Origin of the sequence: Micromonospora acroterricola (assembly GCF_003172955.1) — a bacterium.
Lineage (GTDB): Bacteria > Actinomycetota > Actinomycetes > Mycobacteriales > Micromonosporaceae > Micromonospora > Micromonospora acroterricola.
The window spans coordinates 1-19,808 of sequence record NZ_QGKR01000083.1; the positions used below are offsets into that span (position 1 = coordinate 1).

A 19,808-nucleotide genomic window follows, 5' to 3' on the forward strand; every position below is an offset into this window, starting at 1 on the left:
GGGCTGGGGGTCGACCGGCACGGGCGGGTCGGCACGGATCCGGCCCACTCCCGGCCACCCGGTGAGCGGGACGGGCCGGCGGCGGCCCGGGTGGCGGCGGCGATACGGGTGGCGCTGGAGCTGGCCGGGGCGGCGGACCGGGCCGCGACCATCCGGCTGGACGAGCTGGCCACGGCCGCCGTCGACGGCTGGCAGGCACCGCCGCCGCCCGGCCGGCCGGCGCCGGGTGCCGACCCGGCAACGGTCCGGGCGTGGTGGGCGGGGCTGGCCCCGGCGCAGCGGCGCTGGTTGGTGGGGCACGAGCCGACGCTGGTCGGGCGGCTCGACGGCGTGCCGGTCGCGGCCCGGGACCAGGCCAACCGGCTGCTGCTCGGTGCCCGTCGGGAGGAGCTGATCGCCGAGCGGCGGCGGCTGTTGTCCCGCGTGCCGCCCGGGCCGGTCGGCTCACTGCGGCTGCGTCGGGTCGAGGCGCGCCTGGCCGGTCTGGACGCGCTCGCCGACCGGCTGGCCGGGCCGCAGGCCCCACGGGCATACCTGCTGCGGCTGGACACGGCCGGCGAGGGGCGGGTGGTGGTCTCGCTCGGCGACCCGGACCAGGCCGACCGGGTGATGACCTACGTGCCGGGCATGACCGCCGGCCTCGACGACGCGCCGGGCGAGCTGACCCGGGTGGCGCGCGTGCTGGGCCGGTGCGCCGCCCTCGACCCGGGCGAGCAGACCGCCGCGGTGCTCTGGCTGGACTACGACGCACCGGACTTCCTGCACGAGGCCGCCACGGCAGGCCAGGCGCGGGACGCCGGCCCGGCGTTGCACCGGTTCCAGGAGGGGCTGCGGGCCAGCCACGAGGGGCCGCCGGCCCGGCAGACCGTGCTCGGGCACAGCTACGGGTCGCTGGTGGTGGGCATGGCCGCCCGGGACCACGGGCTGGCCGCCGACGCGCTGGTCTTCGTCGGCTCGCCGGGGGTCGGCGTCACCCGGGCCGCCGAGTTGGGGATGCCGCCCGGGCAGGTCTGGGCGAGCAGCGCGCCGGACGACGTCATCCGGCTGACCCGTCCGCCGGACGACCTGGCCCGGCAGGTGCTGCTCACCACGTCACCGCTTGCCGCCGCGCTCACCCTGACCGAGCGCGGCGAGCACGAGCTGTGGTTCGGCGGGGACCCGGCCGGGGCGAGCTTCGGCGGGCGGACCTTTCCCAGCGGGCGGCACGGTCACGCCGGCTACTGGGATCCGGGCAACCCGGCGCTGGACGGCATGGCCCGCATCGTCCTGGGCCGCTGATCGGCCGGCCGGCGCCATGTCGGGCGCGACGAAGGCCCCGGTCGCCGCGTGGTGCGGCGACCGGGGCCCGGGTCGGTGGTCGGGGTCGGCTACTCGACGGTGACGGACTTGGCCAGGTTGCGGGGCTGGTCCACGTCGTGTCCCCGGGCGGCGGCGATCTCGGCGGCGAGCACCTGGAGAGGCACCGTGGTGACCAGCGGGGCGAGCAGGGTCGGCGTACGCGGCACGTAGATCAGGTGGTCGGCGTACCGGACGACGGCCTCGTCGCCCTCCTCCGCGATCACGATGGTCCGCGCGCCGCGCGCGCGCACCTCCTGGATGTTGGAGACGACCTTGTCGTGCAGCATGCCCCGGCCGACCGGCGAGGGCACCACGCAGATCACCGGGGTGCCCTTGTCGATCAGCGCGATCGGGCCGTGCTTCAGCTCGCCGGCGGCGAAGCCCTCGGCGTGCATGTACGCCAGCTCCTTGAGCTTCAGCGCGCCCTCGAGGGCCACCGGGTAGCCGACGTGCCGGCCGATGAACAGCACGGTGGGCTCGGACTTCAGCTCCCGGGCCAGCTCCCGCACGGGCTCGATCCGCTCGAGCAGCTCGCGCAGCTTGCCCGGGATCTCCTGCAACTGCGCGACCACCGCGCCCACCTCGTCGGCGAACTTGATCCCGCGCACCTGGGCGAGGTGCAGGCCGATCAGGTAGCAGGCGACGACCTGGGTGAGGAACGCCTTGGTGGACGCGACGGCGATCTCCGGCCCGCCGTGGGTGTAGAGCACCGCGTCGGACTCACGGGGAATGGTCGAGCCGTTGGTGTTGCAGATCGCCAGCACCCGGGCCTTCTGCTCCTTGGCGTGGCGCAGCGCCATCAGGGTGTCCATCGTCTCGCCGGACTGCGAGATCACCACGATGAGCGTGGACCGGTCGAGCACCGGGTCTCGGTAGCGGAACTCGCTGGCCAGCTCCACCTCGCAGGGGATCCGCGTCCAGTGCTCAATGGCGTACTTGGCGACCATGCCGGCGTGGTACGCCGTGCCGCAGGCCACGATGAAGATCTTGTCGACGTCGCGCAGGTCCTGGTCGCTGAGGCGGACCTCGTCGAGGGCGATCTCACCGGTCTCGGTGAGCCGGCCGAGCAGCGTGTCCGCGATGGCCTGCGGCTGCTCCTCGATCTCCTTGAGCATGAACCAGTCGTAGCCGCCCTTCTCCGCGGCCGACGAGTCCCAGTCGATGTGGAAGTCCTTGCCGCTGGCGGGCTGGCCCTCGAAGTCGGTGATCTCGATGCTGTCGCCGGTGATGAGGACGATCTGGTCCTGGCCCAGCTCCACCGCTTCGCGGGTGTGCTCGATGAACGCGGCCACGTCGCTGGCCAGGTAGTTCTCCCCGTCGCCGCGACCCACCACGAGCGGCGAGTTGCGCCGGGCGCCGACGACCGCGCCGGGCACCGCGGCGTCCACCGCGAGCAGCGTGAACGCGCCCTCCAGTCGCTGGCAGACGACCCGCATGCCGGCGGCGAGCAGCTGCGGGCTGTCCGGCTGGCCGGCGGCGCGCAGGTCGGCCAGCGCGGCGGAGAGCAGGTGGGCGGCGCACTCGGTGTCGGTGTCGCTGGTGAACTGGACGCCGTCGGCCTCCAGTTCGGCGCGGAGCTTCGCGAAGTTCTCGATGATGCCGTTGTGGATCACCGCTACCCGGCCGTCGGGGGCGAGGTGCGGGTGGGCGTTGCGGTCGGTCGGGCCGCCGTGGGTGGCCCAGCGGGTGTGGCCGATGCCCGTGGTGCCGTCACCGATGCCGATCGGGCTGGCCGCGCAGGAGGCCGGGTCGTCGGCAGCCCGCTCGGAGAGCACCTTCTCCAGGTTGGCCAGCTTGCCGGCCTTCTTCTCGATCAGCAGCTGGTCGTCGCAGACGATGGCGACGCCCGCCGAGTCGTAGCCGCGGTACTCCAGCCGCCGCAGCCCGTCGAGCACGATGCCGAGTGCGGGGCGTGCGCCCGCGTAACCCACGATTCCACACATGGCCCGCAGCCTAACCCAGTTTCGCTCACGATGGTTGCTCGAAAGTCCGCTAAACAATCACTGAGTTTGAGCGAACGTCGGACGTGGTGCGCCGACCGGGCCGGATCGCCGGCCAGGCGTACGGCAGCACGGGGCGTTCCCCCGGCCGCCCTGCCTACCCGCCCATCCGGGGCCCCAACCGGCCGGCGGAGCCCTCCTCCGCCGGCTGTCCGGCGCGCCGGCCCGTAGGCTGACGCACGTGACGACGAGCACCGATGTCGACCCGCTGGTGGCCCGGATGCGGCCGTTCGGCACGACCATCTTCGCCGAGATGTCCGCCCTCGCCCTCCGGACCGGGGCGGTCAACCTCGGGCAGGGCTTCCCGGACACCGACGGCCCACAGGAGATGCTGGCCGCCGCCGCCGAGGCGCTGCGCGGCGGGCACAACCAGTACCCGCCCGGCCCGGGGATCCCCGCCCTGCGTACGGCGGTCGCGGCTCACCAGCGGCGGTTCCACGACCTGGCGTACGACCCGGACGGCGAGATCGTGATCACCGCGGGCGCCACCGAGGCGGTCGCGGCCAGCATCCTCGCCCTCTGCGAGCCGGGCGACGAGGTGGTCTGCTTCGAGCCGTACTACGACTCGTACGCCGCCTCGATCGCCCTCGCCGGCGCGGTCCGGCGGCCGGTCACCCTGCGCCCCGCCGCCGACGGCCGGTACGCCTTCGACCCGGCCGAGCTGCGGGCGGCGTTCGGCCCACGCACCCGGCTGGTGCTGCTCAACTCGCCGCACAACCCCACCGGCAAGGTCTTCACCCCGGCCGAGCTGGCGCTGGTCGCCGAGCTGTGCCAGGAGCACGGCGCGTACGCGGTCACCGACGAGGTGTACGAGCACCTCGTCTTCACTGACGCGGCGAGCCCGCACGTGCCGCTGGCCAGCCTGCCCGGGATGCGGGAGCGGACGCTGCGCATCTCGTCGGCCGGCAAGACGTTCTCCTGCACGGGCTGGAAGGTCGGCTGGGCGAGCGGTCCGGCGGCGCTGGTCTCGGCGGTGCTGCGGGTGAAGCAGTTCCTCACCTTCGTCAACGCCGCCCCGCTGCAACCAGCGGTCGCGGTGGCGCTGGCGCTGCCGGACGACTACTACACCGGTTTCCGGGACGGGCTCCAGCAGCGCCGCGACCAGCTCGTCGGCGGTCTCACCGACGCCGGGTTCGACGTGCTGGCGCCGGAGGGGACGTACTTCGTCACCGCCGACATCACCGCCCTGGGCGGCCGCGACGGGGTGGAGTTCTGCCGTGCGCTGCCGGAGCGCTGCGGAGTGGTGGCCGTGCCGACCCAGGTCTTCTACGACGACCGGGAGGCCGGCCGCCGGCTGGTCCGGTTCGCCTTCTGCAAGCGCCCGGAGGTGCTGACGGAGGCGGTCACCCGCCTCCGTCGACTCGCAACGACCTGACGCCCCGGTTGGCTGGCGTGCCAGCCGTCGGGTCGCTGTGGAGCTGATGTCGTGGACGACTCAGCTCCACAGGACCCGCATTCGACCGGACGGCCCGGATGCCGCAGGCCCTACACCCCGGCGGGGCTGGCGGTGCGGACCAGCTCGGCGATCCGCTCGGCGACCGATCGGGCGGTGTGCTCGGTGGCCGCCTCGACCATCACCCGGACCAGCGGCTCGGTGCCCGACGGGCGCAGCAGCACCCGGCCGGTCTCGCCCAGCTCCGCCTCGGCCCGCTCGACCTCGGCGCGGACGGCCGGCGCCGCGGCGCCGACGGTACGGTCGCCGACCGGCACGTTGATCAGCACCTGGGGCAGCTTGGTGACCACCGAGGCCAGCTCGGCCAGGGACTGGCCGGTGGCGGCCATCCGGGCCATCAGGTGCAGGCCGGTGAGCACCCCGTCGCCGGTGGTGGCGTGGGCGGGCATGACGATGTGCCCGCTCTGCTCGCCGCCGAGCGCCAGCCCGGAGGCGCGCAGCTCCTCCAGCACGTACCGGTCGCCGACCTTGGTCTCGATCAGCCGGATGCCCTGCGCGGACATGGCCAGCCGCAGCCCGAGGTTGCTCATCACGGTGGCCACGAGGGTGTCCTGGGTGAGCGTGCCGGCATCCCGCATGGCCAGCGCGAGGATCGCCATCACCTGGTCGCCGTCGACCTCCTCGCCGTCGGCGGTGACCGCCACACAGCGGTCGGCGTCGCCGTCGTGGGCGATGCCCAGGTGCGCGCCGTGCTCGACGACGGCCTCACGCAGCGCGTCGATGTGGTTCGAGCCGCAGCCGTCGTTGATGTTCAGCCCGTCCGGCTCGGCGTGGATCGCCACGACCTCGGCGCCGGCCTCCCGGTAGGCGACCGGGGCGACCTCGGCGGCGGCGCCGTTGGCGCAGTCGACCACGACCTTGATCCCGTCGAGCCGGTGCGGCACGGTGCCGACCAGGTGCTGGACGTAGTGGTCCGCGCCGTCGAGCAGGTCGTGCACCCGGCCGACGCCGGCGCCGACCGGTCGGTCCCAGGCGGTGGTGGCGTTCGCCTCGACAGCCGCCTCGATCTGCATCTCGATCTCGTCGGGCAGCTTGTGCCCGCCGGCGGCGAAGAGCTTGATGCCGTTGTCCGGCATCGGGTTGTGTGACGCGGAGAGCATCACGCCGAGGTCGGCCTTGGCCTCCGCGGTGAGGTACGCCACCGCCGGGGTGGGCAGCACGCCGACCCGCACGACGTTGGCGCCGGCGCTGGTCAGCCCGGCCACCACGGCCGCCTCCAGCATCTCGCCGCTGGCCCGGGTGTCCCGGCCGACCACGGCGAGCGGCGGATGGCTGCGGTCCGTCTCGGCGAGGGTGTGCGCGGCGGCCACCGCGACCGCGAGCGCCAGCTCGGGGGTGAGATCCACGTTCGCCCGCCCGCGTACGCCGTCCGTGCCGAACAACCGACCCATACCCGCAACCTCCGATGAGCACTGCCGATGAGGAGAAAGCGGAACGGCCGGCCCACCTCCCCGGTCGAGGGGAGGCGGACCGGCCGTCCGTCAGAAGTACAACGCGCTGGTGAAGATCAGCGCTTCGAGTACTGGGGAGCCTTACGGGCCTTCTTGAGGCCGTACTTCTTGCTCTCCTTGACCCGGGCGTCCCGGGTGAGGAAGCCGGCCTTCTTCAGGGCCGGCCGGTCGTCCGGATCGTTGATGATCAGCGCGCGGGCGATGCCCAGCCGGAGCGCACCGGCCTGCCCGGTGGTGCCGCCGCCACGCAGGTTGGCGATGACGTCGAACTGCTCGGGCTTCTCGGCGGTGACCAGCGGGTCCTTGATCAGCTGCTGGTGCACCTTGCTCGGGAAGTACGCCTCGAGGTCCTGGCCGTTGCAGGTGATCTTGCCGGTGCCCGGGACGATACGGACCCGGACGATGGCCTCCTTGCGGCGGCCCACGGTCTGGATCGGCCGGTCACCACGAGGCGCGCGGGCGACGGGCGCCGGCGCCTCGGTGGCCTCGGGGGCTTCCGGGGCAACCTCGGTCTCGGTGATGTCGGTCATGCTGCTTCCTTCGCCCGCGCTCACTGCGCGATCTGCTTGATCTCGAACGGCATCGGCTGCTGCGCGCCGTGCGGGTGCTCGGCACCGGCGTAGACCTTCAGCTTCTTGATCAGCTGACGGCCGAGCTTGTTGTGCGGGAGCATCCCCTTCACGGCCAGCTCGATGGCCCGCTCGGGGCGCTTGGTCAGCAGCTCGTCGTAGCCGACCTGCTTCAGACCACCCGGGTAACCGGAGTGGCGGTAAGCAACCTTGGTCTGGCGCTTGTTGCCGGTCAGCGCAACCTTGCCCGCGTTCACGATGACGACAAAGTCGCCTGTGTCGACGTGCGGCGCGAAAGTCGGCTTGTGCTTACCACGCAGCAACGTGGCGGCGTGGGTGGCCAGGCGGCCCAGCACGACATCAGAGGCGTCGATGACGTGCCACTGACGCTCGATCTCACCCGGCTTCGGGCTGTACGTACGCACAGGTCTACCTTGTCTCGTCGTCGGTCTGGGGTCGCGCGCCGAGGTGACCAGATCTTGCAGGCCGGACCAGCGCGCACGAACGACCAAGCGTACCTGATAGGGCACGCCTCTGGATGTCGTACAACAGCAGGCAACGATACCCGGCGCCCCATCGGCAGGTCAAAACGGGGGTACGGCCGCGTGCGCCCGCACCCCCATCATGGCACAGCTCACACGCCGACCAGACGAGCCGGCCCCGGCCGGCGGTAGACGAACCAGGTCACCGCGAAACAGAGGGCGTACCACCCGATGAACGCGAGATAGGCGGCGTCGGCGGTGCCGGAGGTGAGGAACGACTGGCGGAACGCCACGTTGACCAGCACTCCGCCGGAGGCGCCCACCGCCCCCGCGATACCGATGAGCGCGCCGGTCATCCGCCGCGCCCACCGCGCGGCGTCCGCCGCGTCGCGCTGGCCGTCGGCCACGGCGCCCGCCGCCCGGGCCCGGAAGATCGCCGGGATCATCTTGTACGTGGAGCCGTTGCCGACGCCGGAGAAGACGAACAGTGCGAGGAACCCGGCCAGGTAGAGCCCGAACGAGTGCTCCCGGGCCGCGTGGAGGACGGTTCCCGCGCCGGCCGCCATCGCCACGAAGTTCCAGAAGGTCACCCGCGCCCCGCCCAGTCGGTCGGCGAGATGCCCGCCCAGCGGCCTGATCAGTGAGCCGACCAGCGGGCCGAGGAACGTGAGCCAGGCGGCGTCGACCGGCGTGGGGAAGCGTTCGGCGAACTGGAGCTGGAGCACCTGGCCGAAGGCGAAGCCGAACCCGATGAACGACCCGAAGGTGCCGATGTAGAGCAACGCCATGATCCACGTGTGCGGGTCGCGAGCCGCCTCGCGCAGCGCGCCGGGCTCGTTGCGGGCGCCGGGAACGGTGTCCAGCCAGCGGGCCGCCGCCAGCGCGGCCAGCACGATCAGCGGCAGGTAGACCGCCGGCACCAGCCGGGGGTACGCGGCACCGGCGGTGGCCAGCACCGCCAACCCCACCAGCTGCACCGCGGGTACGCCCAGGTTGCCGCCACCGGCGTTGAGCCCGAGCGCCCGGCCCTTCAGCCGCTGGGGATAGAACAGGTTGATGTTCGCCATCGAGGAGGCGAAGTTGCCCCCACCGACCCCGGTCAGGCAGGCGAGCACCATCAGGGTCGGGTACGACACGCCCGGTTCCAGCAGCACCGCCATCGGCACCGTGGGCACCAGCAGCAACAGCGCGCTGACGATGGTCCACCGCCGGCCACCGAAACGGGCCACGGCCAGGGTGTACGGCAGTCGCAGCACGGCGCCCAGCGCGGCCGGCACGGCGGTGAGCAGGAACTTGCCGGCCGGGTCGATGCCGTACTCGGGGCCGAGGAAGAGCACGGTCACCGACCAGAGGCTCCACACCGAGAAGCCGACGTGCTCGGCGAAGATCGAGACCCAGAGGTTGCGCCGGGCGATCGGCGCGCCCGTCGTCCGCCAGAAGTCGGGGTCTTCGGGGCGCCAGTCGTCGAGCTCGCGCCCGCGGCCGGTGGCGGCCGGGGGCGCGGCGGTGACCGCGGTGCTGGTGAGGGTGCTCACGGTGGCTCCTCCTCGTCGATGTGACCAGGGGGAACGCTAGGAACACCGGGTTACCGGGCAGTGCCCGTTGCGGGTCGGCGCGGAAACGGGGGCCGCACGGCGGGCCGGCGGCGGTGGTGAGCCGCGCGTGGTCGCCCAACCGGTGGACGGGGAGCGGCGGCGCTCAGAGCTGCTGGAGGATCCGCAGGGCGCGGCCGACGCGGAGCATGGTGTCGGTGTCGGCGACATCCACGCAGTCGGTGAACCACTTCTTCATCGGCGAGGAGAGCCGGTCGGGCATCACCACGTACCGGCCCATCGTCACCGCGAGCGGGGAGTCGCGCAGCAGCGACTCCTCGACCACCTCCACCACGATCACGATGGGCACGTCGGTGGAGTTGTAGACGTCCGAGCTGATCACGAGTCCGAGGCGTTCCCGAGCGCCCTCGATGCGCCAGATCTCACCCCTACGAAGCACGCGGCCGGCCGCGGAAGAGCAGGTCGTCGACCATGCCCACCTCGCGGGCATCGGCGAGGGCGGCGGACTCCAGGTCCAGGCCGGCGCGGCCCACGGCGGCGGCGTGTGCGGTGAACACCTCGCGCAGCGCCTTCTCCCGGGCGGCCCGGTCCATCCACGCGGAGAGCGACAGCCCCTCGCGCTTGGCGAACCGCCTGGCCTCCTCGATCGTCTCGTCTGTGAACGACAGGGTCACCTTGGCAGTCATGTCGAGGACACTACCCATCGGTATGACCGTCAGTCATCCCCGAGTGCGGTCCACCCACCACAGGCGTCAAAAGGTACTCCGGTGACGTTCCCGGCATTCAGGCACGGCCGCCGAACACCGCGAACCGCCACTCCTTGAAGAAGCAGTCGACGTCGACGAGGCCGGCCTCGGTGAGCCACCGGCACTGGTCGGCGACGCTCGCCGGCCGGTCGTGCCGCATCCTCTCCCGGGCGGCGGCGATCTCCGCCGGATCCGAGCCCAGCTCGGTGATCCGGGCCGTCCACACCTCGTCGTAGCGTCGGTCCAGGGCCGGCGTCGGGCCGGCGACCTGCTCGGCGTTGACGAACACCCCGCCGGGCGCCAGCGCGGCGGCCGCCCGCCGGTAGAGGGCCCGCTTGCCGGCGTCGTCCAGGTGGTGGATCGCCAGCGCGCTGACCACCGCGTCGTACCGGCCGGCCGGCAGCGGGTCCGCGAGATCGGCCCGGACCGTCCGGTGCGGCACGGACCGGGCGGTGAGCTGGTCGGCGGCGCGGGCGAGCATCGTCGGCGCGGCGTCCACAAGGGTCAGCCGAACCCCCGGCACGGCGGCGGCGAGCAGCAGCGAGAGCAGACCGGTGCCGGCCCCCAGATCCAGGACCTCCGGGGTGCGCCCGGCGGCGAGCGCGGCACGCAGTGGTGGCGCGGCCACCTGGACGGCGGTGCCGTAGAAGGCGTCGAAGCAGGGCACCAGCCGCCTGCGGGCCTCGTCGTAGCTGCCGGCAACCGCGTCGAAGGCGTCCGCCACACTCATCGCGCACTCCCAATTATCGAGACACATTTCCCATACTCTAGACCGGGAGCACCGCCCCACGATCGTGCCCGCTGCCCCGGTGCGGTGTGAGGTCCACTTGACAGGACCGAAACAGAAGGGACCCGGACCGGAAACCGCTCGACGGCACGCTTTCCCGACATGACAGACGGTGCACGGTCGGCGACTGGACCGGGGCGTTCGCCCCGCGAGGTCGCGACGCACTGCCCGTACTGCGCGCTCCAGTGCGGGATGGTGCTGCGCGAGGACGCCGGTGCGGTGACGGTGCTCCCCCGCCAGTTCCCCACCAACCGGGGCGGGCTCTGCCAGAAGGGCTGGACCGCGGCCGAACTGCTCGACCACCCGGAGCGGCTGACCACCCCGCTGCTGCGCGACCCGGAGACCGGGGAGCTGCGCCCGGCGACCTGGGCCGCCGCGCTCGACCGGATCGCCACCGGCATCCGTGCCATCCAACGCGAGGCCGGTCGGGACGCGGTCGCCGTGTTCGGCGGCGGCGGGTTGACCAACGAGAAGGCGTACGCGCTGGGGAAGTTCGCCCGGGTCGCGCTGCGCACCCGGCACATCGACTACAACGGACGGTTCTGCATGTCCTCCGCCGCGGCCGCCGGGCTGCGCGCCTTCGGCGTCGACCGCGGACTGCCGTTCCCCCTGGCCGACCTGGCCCGGGCCGACACGTTGCTGCTGGTCGGCGCCAATCCGGCGGAGACCATGCCGCCGATGGTCCGCTGGCTGAACGAGCAGCGCCGCAACGGCGGCCGGCTGATCGTGGTCGACCCCCGGGCCACCGCCACCGCCCGCCAGGCCGACCTGCACCTGCAACCACTGCCCGGCACCGACCTCGCGGTGGCCAACGCGCTGCTGCACATCGCGCTCACCGAGGGCTGGATCGACCAGGCGTACGTGGCGGAGCGGACCACCGGCTTCCCGGTGGTGCGGCGCAGCGTGGCGGCCTGGTGGCCGGCCCGCGCCGAACAGCTCTCCGGCGTGCCGGTGGCGGACCTGGAGGCGACCGCCCGGGCCCTGGGCACCGCCGGGCGGGCGATCATCCTCACCGCGCGCGGCGCCGAGCAGCACGCCAAGGGCGTGGACACCGTCACGGCGTACGTCAACCTGGCCCTCGCCCTGGGCCTGCCCGGCCGCCCCGGCTCCGGGTACGGCTGCCTGACCGGCCAGGGCAACGGCCAGGGCGGACGGGAGCACGGGCAGAAGGCCGATCAGCTGCCCGGATATCGGCGCATCGACGATCCCGCCGCGCGGGAGCACGTCGCCGGGGTCTGGGGCGTACCGGCCGACGAACTGCCCGGTCCGGGCGTGCCGGCGACCGAGTTGCTCGACTCGCTCGGCACTCCGGGCGGGCCACGGGCGCTGCTGGTGTTCGGTTCCAACCCGGTGGTGTCCGCACCCCGGGCGAGCCACGTTGAGCGTCGGCTGCGCGGGCTCGACCTGCTGGTCGTGGCCGACCTGCTGCTCTCCGAGACGGCCGCGCTGGCCGACGTGGTGCTGCCCACCGCGCAGTGGGCCGAGGAGGACGGCACGATGACCAACCTGGAGGGCCGGGTGCTGCGCCGGCGGGCGCTCCGCCCTCCCCCGCCGGGCGTCCGTACCGACCTGGCCATCCTCGCCGACCTGGCGACCCGGTTGGCCGCCGCCGAGCCGGCCGGCGCCGCCCGGCCGGCAGCCACCGCGGCGGCCCGGTTCCCGACCGACCCGGCCACCGTCTTCGCGGAGCTGCGGCGGGCCTCCGCCGGCGGGCCGGCGGACTACGCCGGGATCAGCTGGTCCCGCATCGACACCGCCGACGGCGTCTTCTGGCCCTGCCCCACCGAGGACGGGCCGGACACCCCGCGGCTCTTCACCGAGCGGTTCGCCACCCCGGACGGGCGGGCCCGGTTCCATCCGGTGGACCACCGCCCCGCCGCCGAGCCGGTCTGCGCCGACTACCCGCTGCACTTCACCACCGGCCGCGTGCTCGCCCAGTACCAGTCCGGCACGCAGACCCGCCGGGTGGACGCCCTGCGCCGCGCCGCCCCGGACGCCTTCGTCGAGCTGCACCCCGACCTGGCCGCCCGGCTCGGCATCGACGACGGCGACCCGGTACGGGTCACCTCCCGGCGGGGTGACATGCGGGCGCCGGCCCGGCTCAGCCCGACCATCCGGCCGGACACGGTCTTCGCGCCGTTCCACTGGGCGGGACCCGCCCGGGCCAACTCGGTCACCAACGACGCCGTGGACCCGATCTCCGGGATGCCGGAGTTCAAGATCTGCGCCGTACGGGTGGAGAAGGCATGACCGAACGCGTGGTGATCATCGGTAACGGGATGGCGGGCGCACGGCTCGCCGCCGAGCTGCACGCCCACGGGGGTGACCGGAAGGTCGCCGTGCTCGGGGCGGAACCGTACCGGGCGTACAACAGGATCATGCTCTCCACCCTGCTGGCCGGCCGGGTGGGCGAGCCGGACGTGGAACTGGCCGAGGCCGCCGGGCACGGCACCGACCTGCGTACCGGCGTGCCGGTCACCGGCATCGACCGGGTCGGCCGGGCGGTCCGGACCGCCGACGGCGACCGGATCGGCTACGACCACCTGGTGCTGGCCACCGGCAGCCGGGCCGTGGTGCCGCCGCTGCCCGGCCTGGGCTCCGCAGAGCTGCCACGCCGCGTGGTGCCGTTCCGAACCCTGGACGACTGCCGGCGGATCCTCGCGGTGGCCGACGGCGCGCGCAGCGCGCTGGTGCTCGGCGGCGGACTGCTCGGCCTGGAGGCCGCCCGTGGCCTGGCCACCCGGGGGCTGGCGACCACGGTGGTCCACCCCACCGGGCATCTGATGGAACGGCAGCTCGACCCGGCGGCCGGCGCGGTGCTCGCCGGCACGCTCGCCGGTCTCGGCGTCAGCGTCCAGCTGGCCGTGCCGGCGACCGGCGTGGCCGCGGACGCCGCCGGCGTCCGCCTCGACCTGGCCGACGGCCGCTCGCTCCACGCCGACCTGCTGGTGCTCTCCTGCGGAGTACGCCCCGACACCGCGCTCGCCGCCGAAGCCGGCCTGGCCGTGCGCCGTGGAATCGTCGTGGACGACCGGCTGCGCACCAACGACCGGCGGATCTCGGCGATCGGTGACTGCGCCGAACACGACGGTCTCCTCACCGGGCTGGTCGCGCCGGCCTGGGCCCAGGCACGGGTGCTGGCCCAGGTGCTCAGCGGAGCGGACCCGCTGGCCCGGTACCGTCCCCGGCCGGCGGTGACCCGGCTCAAGGCGGCCGGGATCGACCTGGCCGCGATGGGCGACGCCACCGACGGCGGGCCGGGCGAGGAGCTGACGTTCGCCGACCCGGCGCGCGGCACCTACGCCCGGCTGCGCATCCGCGACGAGCGGCTGACCGGCGCGATCCTGCTCGGCGACAACCCGACGGTCGGCACGGTGATCCAGCTCTTCGACCGGAACCAGCCGGTCCCGGCCGACCGGCGGTCACTGCTGCTGGGCCGGGCATCGGGCGCCGCCGCCGCGGCGCCGGCCGCGTCCCCCGCGCTGATGCCGGACGCGGCCACGGTCTGCCAGTGCAACACCGTGACCAAGGGCGCGTTGGTGAACTGCTGGCGCGCCGGCGCCCGGAGTGTCGACGCCGTCCTGGCGGCCACCCGGGCCGGCACCGGCTGCGGCGGCTGCCGGGACGCCGTCGCGGGGATCGTCGACTGGCTCTCCCACGCAGATTCGGTGGAGGTGACGCGATGAACGGCGACCTGGTCGTCATCGGCAACGGCATGGTCGGGCAGCGCTTCGTGGACGCGCTGCGGGCCCGCGACCCGCACGGGCGGTGGCGGGTGACGGTCCTCGCCGAGGAGGGCCGCCCGGCGTACGACAGGGTGCGCCTCTCGGCGTTCTTCGACGGCGTGGACGCGGACGCGCTGAACCTGCACACCCCGCACGACGGGGTGCGGCTGCGCCTGGGCGAGCCGGCCACCGCGATCGACCGCGACCGGCGGGTGGTCAGCACGGCCACCGCCGAGCACCGGTACGACGCGTTGGTGCTGGCGACCGGGTCGTACCCGTTCGTGCCGCCGGTGCCCGGGGCGGACCTGCCCGGGGTCTTCGTCTACCGCACGCTCGACGATCTGGCGGCGATCCGGGAGTACGCGCGGGGCCGGCGGGTTGGTGCGGTGATCGGCGGCGGGCTGCTCGGGCTGGAGGCGGCGAACGCGCTGCGGCTGCTCGGCCTGAGCACCGACGTGGTCGAGTTCGCGCCCCGGCTGATGCCGGTGCAGGTGGACCCGGCCGGCGGGGCGATGCTCCGCCGCTACGTCGAGGAGTTGGGCGTGCGGACCCACCTCGGGGTGGCCACCACCGCGATCCGACCCGGCCCGGACGGCGCGGTCGCCGCCCTGGAACTCTCCGACGGCGGCGCCGTCGACGCCGAGCTGGTAGTGGTGGCCGCCGGCATCCGGCCCCGGGACGAGCTGGCCCGGGCCGCCGGCCTGCCGCTGGGGCCGCGCGGCGGGGTGCTGGTCGACGCGACCTGCCGCAGTGCCGACGAGCGGATCTGGGCGGTCGGCGAGTGCGCGGCGGTCGACGGCACCTGCCACGGCCTGGTCGCCCCGGGGTACGCGACGGCCGAGGTGGTGGCGGACCGGCTGGTCGGCGGCGCGGCGACGTTCCCGGGCGCGGACACCGCCACCAAGCTGAAGCTACTCGGCGTCGACGTGGCCTCGTTCGGCGACGCGCACGGCGTCACCCCGGGCTGCCTGGACGTCACGTTCACCGACCCGGCCACCCGGGTCTACGCCAAGCTGGTTCTCTCCGACGACGCGAGCACCCTGCTCGGCGGGGTGCTCGTCGGCGACGCGAGCGCGTACCCGACGCTGCGGGCCAGCGTGGGTGGCCCGCTGCCGGCCGCCCCGCTGGCGCTGCTCGCGCCGGACGGCGGCGGCGCGGACGCCGGCGCGCTGCCCGCCAGCGCCCAGGTCTGTTCCTGCAACGCGGTGACCCGGGGCGACGTGGACGCCGCCATCGCCGGTGGCTGCGCGGACGTCCCGGCGTTGAAGGCGTGCACCCGGGCCGGCACCAGCTGCGGTTCCTGCGTGCCGATGCTGAAGCAGCTCCTGGACGCGGCCGGGGTGGCGCAGTCCACCGCGCTCTGCGAGCACTTCGACGTCAGCCGGCGCGAGCTGTTCGACATCGTCCGGGTACGCGGCATCCGCACCTTCTCCCGGCTGGTCGCCGAACACGGCCGGGGCCGCGGCTGCGACATCTGCAAACCGGTGGTGGCGTCGATCCTCGCCTCGCTGGGCGCCGGGCACGTGCTCGACGGTGAGCGGGCGTCCCTTCAGGACACGAACGACCACTTCCTGGCGAACCTGCAACGCGACGGCAGCTACTCGGTGGTGCCCCGGATCCCCGGCGGTGAGATCACCCCGGAGAAGCTCATCGTCATCGGCGAGGTGGCCCGGGACTTCCAGCTCTACACGAAGATCACGGGAGGGCAGCGGATCGACCTCTTCGGGGCCCGCGTGGAGCAGTTGCCGCAGATTTGGCGGCGGCTGGTGGATGCCGGCTTCGAGTCCGGCCACGCGTACGGCAAGGCGCTGCGCACGGTGAAGTCCTGCGTCGGCGAGACCTGGTGCCGGTACGGGGTGCAGGACTCCGTGGGCCTGGCCGTCGCGCTGGAGCTGCGCTACCGGGGGTTGCGTGCCCCACACAAGATCAAGTCTGCGGTCTCCGGCTGCGCCCGGGAGTGCGCCGAGGCGCGCAGCAAGGACTTCGGCGTCATCGCCACCGAGACCGGCTGGAACCTGTACGTCGGCGGCAACGGCGGGTTCCGGCCCCGGCACGCCGACCTGTTCGCCACTGATCTGTCCACAGAAGCGCTGATTCCACTGATCGACAGGTTCCTGATGTACTACATCCGCACGGCCGACCGGCTGCAACGCACCGCCGCCTGGATCGAGGCGATGGACGGCGGCCTCGACCACCTGCGCGCGGTGATCGTCGACGACTCGCTGGGGCTCTGCGCCGACCTCGACGCGGCGATGGCCCGCCACGTCGGCTCGTACTCCGACGAGTGGCGGGACGTGCTGAACGACCCGGAGCGGCTGCGCCGGTTCACCTCGTTCGTCAACGCCCCGGACGTGCCCGACCCGTCGATCACCTTCGCGCTGGAGCGGGGCCAGCCGGTGCCGGCGCGCGGCGGCATGGTCACGGCCCGGGACGAGCGGGGCGGCAGGGAACGGGAGCCGGCCGAGGCCGGTCGGCGGCGGCAACCGGTGACGCTGGGCCTGCCGGAGGTGCGGCGGTGAACGCCACGCTGGCCTGGACCCCGGTCTGCCGGCTCGACCGGCTGGAACCCGACCGGGGCGTGGCCGCCCTCGTCGACGGCGTGCAGGTGGCGCTGTTCCGGACCGCGGACGGTCTGTTCGCCATCGACAACCAGGACCCGGTCAGCGGCGCGTACGTGCTGTCCCGGGGCATCGTGGGCAGCCGCGGCGAGGTGCCGACGGTCGCCTCGCCGCTGCACAAGCAGGTGTACGACCTGCGCACCGGGCACTGCCTCGACCTGCCCGGGGTGGCCGTTGCCCGGCACGCCGTGCGCTGCCGGGACGGGCTGGTCGAGGTGCGGCTGCGACAGGAGGACTGATGCGGGATGAACTGGCCGGCTTCACCATCGGGGTGACCGCCGACCGGCGGCGCGACGAGCTGGCCGCCCTGCTCGAGCGGCGGGGCGCCCGGGTGGTGCTCGCTCCGGCGCTGCGGATCGTGCCGCTGTCCGACGACACCGAGCTGCGCGAGGCGACCCGCGCCTGCCTGGACCAGCCGCCGGACATCCTGATGGCCAACACCGGCATCGGCATGCGCGGGTGGCTGGAGGCGGCCGAGGGCTGGGGGCTGGCGGAGCCGCTGCGCTCGGCGCTGGCCGCGTCGTACGTGGTGGCCCGGGGGCCGAAGGCGCGCGGCGCGATCCGCGCGGCCGGGCTGCACGACCAGTGGTCGCCGGCCTCGGAGAGCTGCGACGAGGTCGTCGACCACCTGCGCCGGCGCGGCGTGGCCGGGCAGGTGATCGCCATGCAGCTGCACGGTGAGCGGCAGCCGGAGTGCACCCTCGCGCTGGAGGCGGCCGGCGCCACGGTGATCGAGGTGCCGGTCTACCGCTGGGCGCCGCCGACCGACCCCGCCCCGCTGCACCGACTGGTCGACCTGATCGCCGGCCGGCTGGTGGACGCGGTGACGTTCACCTCGGCGCCGGCGGCCGAGGCGCTGCTGCGGGCGGCCGGTGACCGTACCGAGGCCGTGCTGTCCGCGTTCCGGGGCGACGTGCTGGCCAGCTGCGTCGGCGCGGTGACCGCCGAGCCGCTGCTACGGCGTGGGGTGCCGGTCAGCGCGCCGGGTCGGGCCCGGCTGGGCGCGCTGGTGCGGACGATCGTCGACGAGCTGCCCCGCCGGACGACGACGCTCAAGGCCGGCGGGCACCTGCTCACCCTGCGCGGGCACGCCGCGGTGATCGACGGCGAGCTGCGCCCGCTCGCCCCCGCCCCGATGGCGGTGCTGCGGGCCCTGGCCCAGTCGCCCGGCCGGGTGCTGTCCCGCACGGCGCTGCTGCGGACCCTGCCGCGGGGCGCGGACGAGCACGCGGTGGAGATGGCGGTCGCCCGGCTCCGGGCCGGCCTGCGCGCGCCCCGCGTGGTGCAGACCGTGGTCAAACGGGGCTACCGGCTCCGGGTCGACTGACGCGTCGTGGCCGGCCGGTGCGTCCCGGCCGGCCACCCGGATCAGCCGACCGGCGTGGGGAAGCCCCGGCCGTGCTCGGCCTGGAGCCGGAGCATGGCGTGCTCGACCACCGTCACCAGCACCTGCTTGACCGAGTCCCGGTGCCGGGCGTCGGTCATCACCAGCGGCACCTGCGGCGAGATGGCCAGCGCCTCACGGATCTCCTCCAGCTCGTACTGGGGAGCGCCGTCGAACCGGTTCAGCGCCACCACGTACGGCAGGTTGCGGTTCTCGAAGTAGTCCAGCGGGGCGAAGGCGTCGGTGATCCGGCGGGTGTCCACCAGCACGGCGGCGCCCACCGCTCCCCGGATGATCTCGTCCCACATGAACCAGAACCGGGTCTGGCCGGGTGTGCCGAAGAGGTACAGGATCAGGTCCTGGGCCATGGTGATACGGCCGAAGTCCATGGCGACCGTGGTGGTCTCCTTGCCCGGCACCTTGGACGGGTCGTCGATGCCGACACCGGCCGCGGTCATCACCGCCTCCGTGGTCAGCGGTGTGATCTCGGAGATCGACCCGACCAGCGTCGTCTTGCCGACGCCGAAGCCGCCCGCGACGACGATCTTCGCGGAGACGATTCCCCGGCTCTGCCGCCCCCCGGCGGGGTCATAGCCTGCGAAGTCCACTTAGCACCCTTCCAAGCAGTTCCATCCGCTCCTCGAATCCCTCGGCGGGAGCAGCAGTGTGTAACGTCAGCAGGCTCTCGGCCACCATGTCGGCGACCAGCACCCGGGCGACGCCCAGCGGCATCCGGGTGTACGCGGCGATCTCCGCCAGCGACTGTGCCCGGCCTTCACAGACCGTGGCGATGCGGTGCTTGTCGTGCCCCGCGAAGCGGGACTCGGCGACCTGGGTGGGAGAGGCCGTGAGGACCGCCTCGAGGGCGATGTCCTGCTGGGGCTCGGTTCGACCACGGGTGACCGCGTAGGGACGCACCAGAGCGCCGCGCGGGTCAGCGCGTCGTTGGTCCATCCCCGATCACCTCCTCGTCCCCCGCGGAGCCGGTCCACACCGCCTCCCATCCCTGGTCCGGCGCGCGGTCCGCGCGCCGTCGTCCGTTGCTACGAGCGCACCGCGTCACGCGGCAGCGGCACCAGCGCCGCGCCCACCCGCTCAACCAGCAGGGCCATCTCGTAACCCACCTGGCCCACGTCGCAGCTGCGGGCGGCCAGCACGGCCATCGACGAGCCGTCGCTGATCGACATGAGGAAGAGGTATCCGCTGTCCATCTCGATGACGGTCTGCAACACCCCGCCCGCGCTGAACATCCGGGCCGCGCCTTCGGTCAGGCTCACCACGCCGGACGTGATCGCGGCGAGCTGGTCCGCCCGGTCCCCCGGGAGGTCCCGGGAGGACGCGAGCAGCAGCCCGTCGGCGGACACCGCCACCACGTGGGCGATACCCGCCACGCTGTCGGCGAAGTTGGTGAGCAGCCAACCCATGTCCTGCATGGCAGCTGGCCTGTTCATCGGCTCTCCTTGGTCGAGGTGCTGTTCAGGTCCGTTCCGGCTGTCCGGCCGCGCTGCACGCCACGGTGGTAGGCCGACAACAGGCCGCGTACTTCATCGGGGGTCCGCCGGCTGCGGTCCCGGCCGCCCTTCGGTTCGATGCCGCCCGGCACGAGCTGCGCCTGCGGCACCCGCTTGGGAAGCCCCGAGCGGGTGGTGCCGGCCGCGGCCGGCTCGGCGGCCCGGCTGGCCCGGGACCAACCCTCGTCCGC

General features: G+C 73.8%; 19 protein-coding genes. 7 read left to right on the top strand and 12 right to left on the bottom strand.

Features of this window, described 5'->3' with window-relative positions:
* The coding region (locus DKT68_RS01465) for an alpha/beta hydrolase (RefSeq protein ID WP_109815633.1) at positions 1-1,278 on the top strand (1,278 nt) is incomplete at its 5' end.
* 89 nt (positions 1,279-1,367) lie between these two features.
* Here the strand turns inward: DKT68_RS01465 and glmS are convergent.
* Complete coding sequence (glmS, locus tag DKT68_RS01470; RefSeq protein WP_109815634.1) at positions 1,368-3,281, bottom strand: glutamine--fructose-6-phosphate transaminase (isomerizing); 1,914 nt, start codon at positions 3,279-3,281, stop codon at positions 1,368-1,370.
* Between the two features lie 238 nt (positions 3,282-3,519).
* Between glmS and DKT68_RS01475 the strand changes: the two genes are divergently transcribed.
* Positions 3,520-4,713 (top strand): pyridoxal phosphate-dependent aminotransferase, encoded by a 1,194-nt coding sequence (locus DKT68_RS01475; protein WP_109815635.1) that lies wholly within the window; start codon positions 3,520-3,522, stop codon positions 4,711-4,713.
* Positions 4,714-4,823: 110 nt separating this feature from the next.
* Here DKT68_RS01475 and glmM read toward each other — a convergent pair whose 3' ends face one another.
* The 7 genes from glmM to DKT68_RS01510 all read right to left on the bottom strand — a co-directional run bounded on the left by glmM (position 4,824) and on the right by DKT68_RS01510 (position 10,322).
* Positions 4,824-6,182 carry a phosphoglucosamine mutase gene (gene glmM, locus DKT68_RS01480; RefSeq protein WP_109815636.1) on the bottom strand — a complete coding sequence of 453 codons (1,359 nt, stop codon included), beginning with the start codon at positions 6,180-6,182 and terminating at the stop codon, positions 4,824-4,826.
* Between the two features lie 116 nt (positions 6,183-6,298).
* A complete protein-coding gene (rpsI, locus tag DKT68_RS01485; protein WP_074314527.1) occupies positions 6,299-6,772 on the bottom strand; it encodes a 30S ribosomal protein S9 in 474 nt (157 codons plus the stop codon).
* A 20-nt stretch (positions 6,773-6,792) separates the two neighbouring features.
* On the bottom strand, positions 6,793-7,236 hold the full coding sequence (gene rplM, locus DKT68_RS01490) for a 50S ribosomal protein L13 (RefSeq protein WP_109815637.1): 444 nt from the start codon (positions 7,234-7,236) through the stop codon (positions 6,793-6,795).
* Positions 7,237-7,445: 209 nt separating this feature from the next.
* A complete protein-coding gene (locus tag DKT68_RS01495) occupies positions 7,446-8,828 on the bottom strand; it encodes an MFS transporter (RefSeq protein WP_109815638.1) in 1,383 nt (460 codons plus the stop codon).
* 163 nt (positions 8,829-8,991) lie between these two features.
* Entirely contained in the window at positions 8,992-9,336 is a 345-nt protein-coding gene (locus tag DKT68_RS01500) for a hypothetical protein (RefSeq protein ID WP_201748852.1), read from the bottom strand.
* Entirely contained in the window at positions 9,275-9,532 is a 258-nt protein-coding gene (locus DKT68_RS01505) for a DUF6364 family protein (RefSeq protein ID WP_201748853.1), read from the bottom strand. Before DKT68_RS01505 ends, DKT68_RS01500 begins: the two co-directional genes overlap by 62 nt.
* A 97-nt stretch (positions 9,533-9,629) precedes the next feature.
* A complete protein-coding gene (locus DKT68_RS01510; protein WP_109815641.1) occupies positions 9,630-10,322 on the bottom strand; it encodes a methyltransferase domain-containing protein in 693 nt (230 codons plus the stop codon).
* A gap of 249 nt (positions 10,323-10,571) precedes the next feature.
* Here DKT68_RS01510 and DKT68_RS01515 point away from each other — a divergent pair, with 249 nt between their 5' ends.
* From DKT68_RS01515 to DKT68_RS01535, 5 genes are read left to right on the top strand one after another with little or no spacing between them, the layout of a single operon-like run.
* Positions 10,572-12,629, top strand: a complete 2,058-nt coding sequence (locus DKT68_RS01515) for a molybdopterin oxidoreductase family protein (protein ID WP_236646669.1) — start codon at positions 10,572-10,574, stop codon at positions 12,627-12,629.
* The gene (locus DKT68_RS01520; protein WP_109815643.1) at positions 12,626-14,065 is read left to right on the top strand and encodes an FAD-dependent oxidoreductase; all 1,440 of its coding nucleotides are present in this window, start codon (positions 12,626-12,628) and stop codon (positions 14,063-14,065) included. The genes DKT68_RS01515 and DKT68_RS01520 overlap by 4 nt, the downstream gene beginning before the upstream one ends.
* On the top strand, positions 14,062-16,623 hold the full coding sequence (gene nirB / locus DKT68_RS01525) for a nitrite reductase large subunit NirB (protein WP_109815644.1): 2,562 nt from the start codon (positions 14,062-14,064) through the stop codon (positions 16,621-16,623). The genes DKT68_RS01520 and nirB overlap by 4 nt, the downstream gene beginning before the upstream one ends.
* Positions 16,620-16,961: a nitrite reductase small subunit NirD gene (nirD, locus tag DKT68_RS01530; RefSeq protein WP_109815645.1), complete on the top strand. Its 342-nt coding sequence runs from the start codon at positions 16,620-16,622 to the stop codon at positions 16,959-16,961. The genes nirB and nirD overlap by 4 nt, the downstream gene beginning before the upstream one ends.
* Positions 16,961-18,049, top strand: a complete 1,089-nt coding sequence (locus DKT68_RS01535; protein ID WP_109815646.1) for a uroporphyrinogen-III synthase — start codon at positions 16,961-16,963, stop codon at positions 18,047-18,049. Before nirD ends, DKT68_RS01535 begins: the two co-directional genes overlap by 1 nt.
* A 41-nt stretch (positions 18,050-18,090) precedes the next feature.
* On the opposite strand, the gene DKT68_RS01540 is transcribed toward DKT68_RS01535, so the two are convergent.
* From DKT68_RS01540 to DKT68_RS01555, 4 genes are all read right to left on the bottom strand, one after another.
* Complete coding sequence (locus DKT68_RS01540) at positions 18,091-18,714, bottom strand: GTP-binding protein (protein ID WP_109815647.1); 624 nt, start codon at positions 18,712-18,714, stop codon at positions 18,091-18,093.
* Positions 18,695-19,060 carry a DUF742 domain-containing protein gene (locus DKT68_RS01545; RefSeq protein WP_109815648.1) on the bottom strand — a complete coding sequence of 122 codons (366 nt, stop codon included), beginning with the start codon at positions 19,058-19,060 and terminating at the stop codon, positions 18,695-18,697. The genes DKT68_RS01540 and DKT68_RS01545 overlap by 20 nt, the downstream gene beginning before the upstream one ends.
* 89 nt (positions 19,061-19,149) lie before the next feature.
* Entirely contained in the window at positions 19,150-19,557 is a 408-nt protein-coding gene (locus DKT68_RS01550) for a roadblock/LC7 domain-containing protein (RefSeq protein WP_007465177.1), read from the bottom strand.
* A partial coding sequence (locus DKT68_RS01555) for a hypothetical protein (protein ID WP_146218260.1) occupies positions 19,554-19,808 on the bottom strand: 255 nt, incomplete at its 5' end. The genes DKT68_RS01555 and DKT68_RS01550, both read right to left, overlap by 4 nt.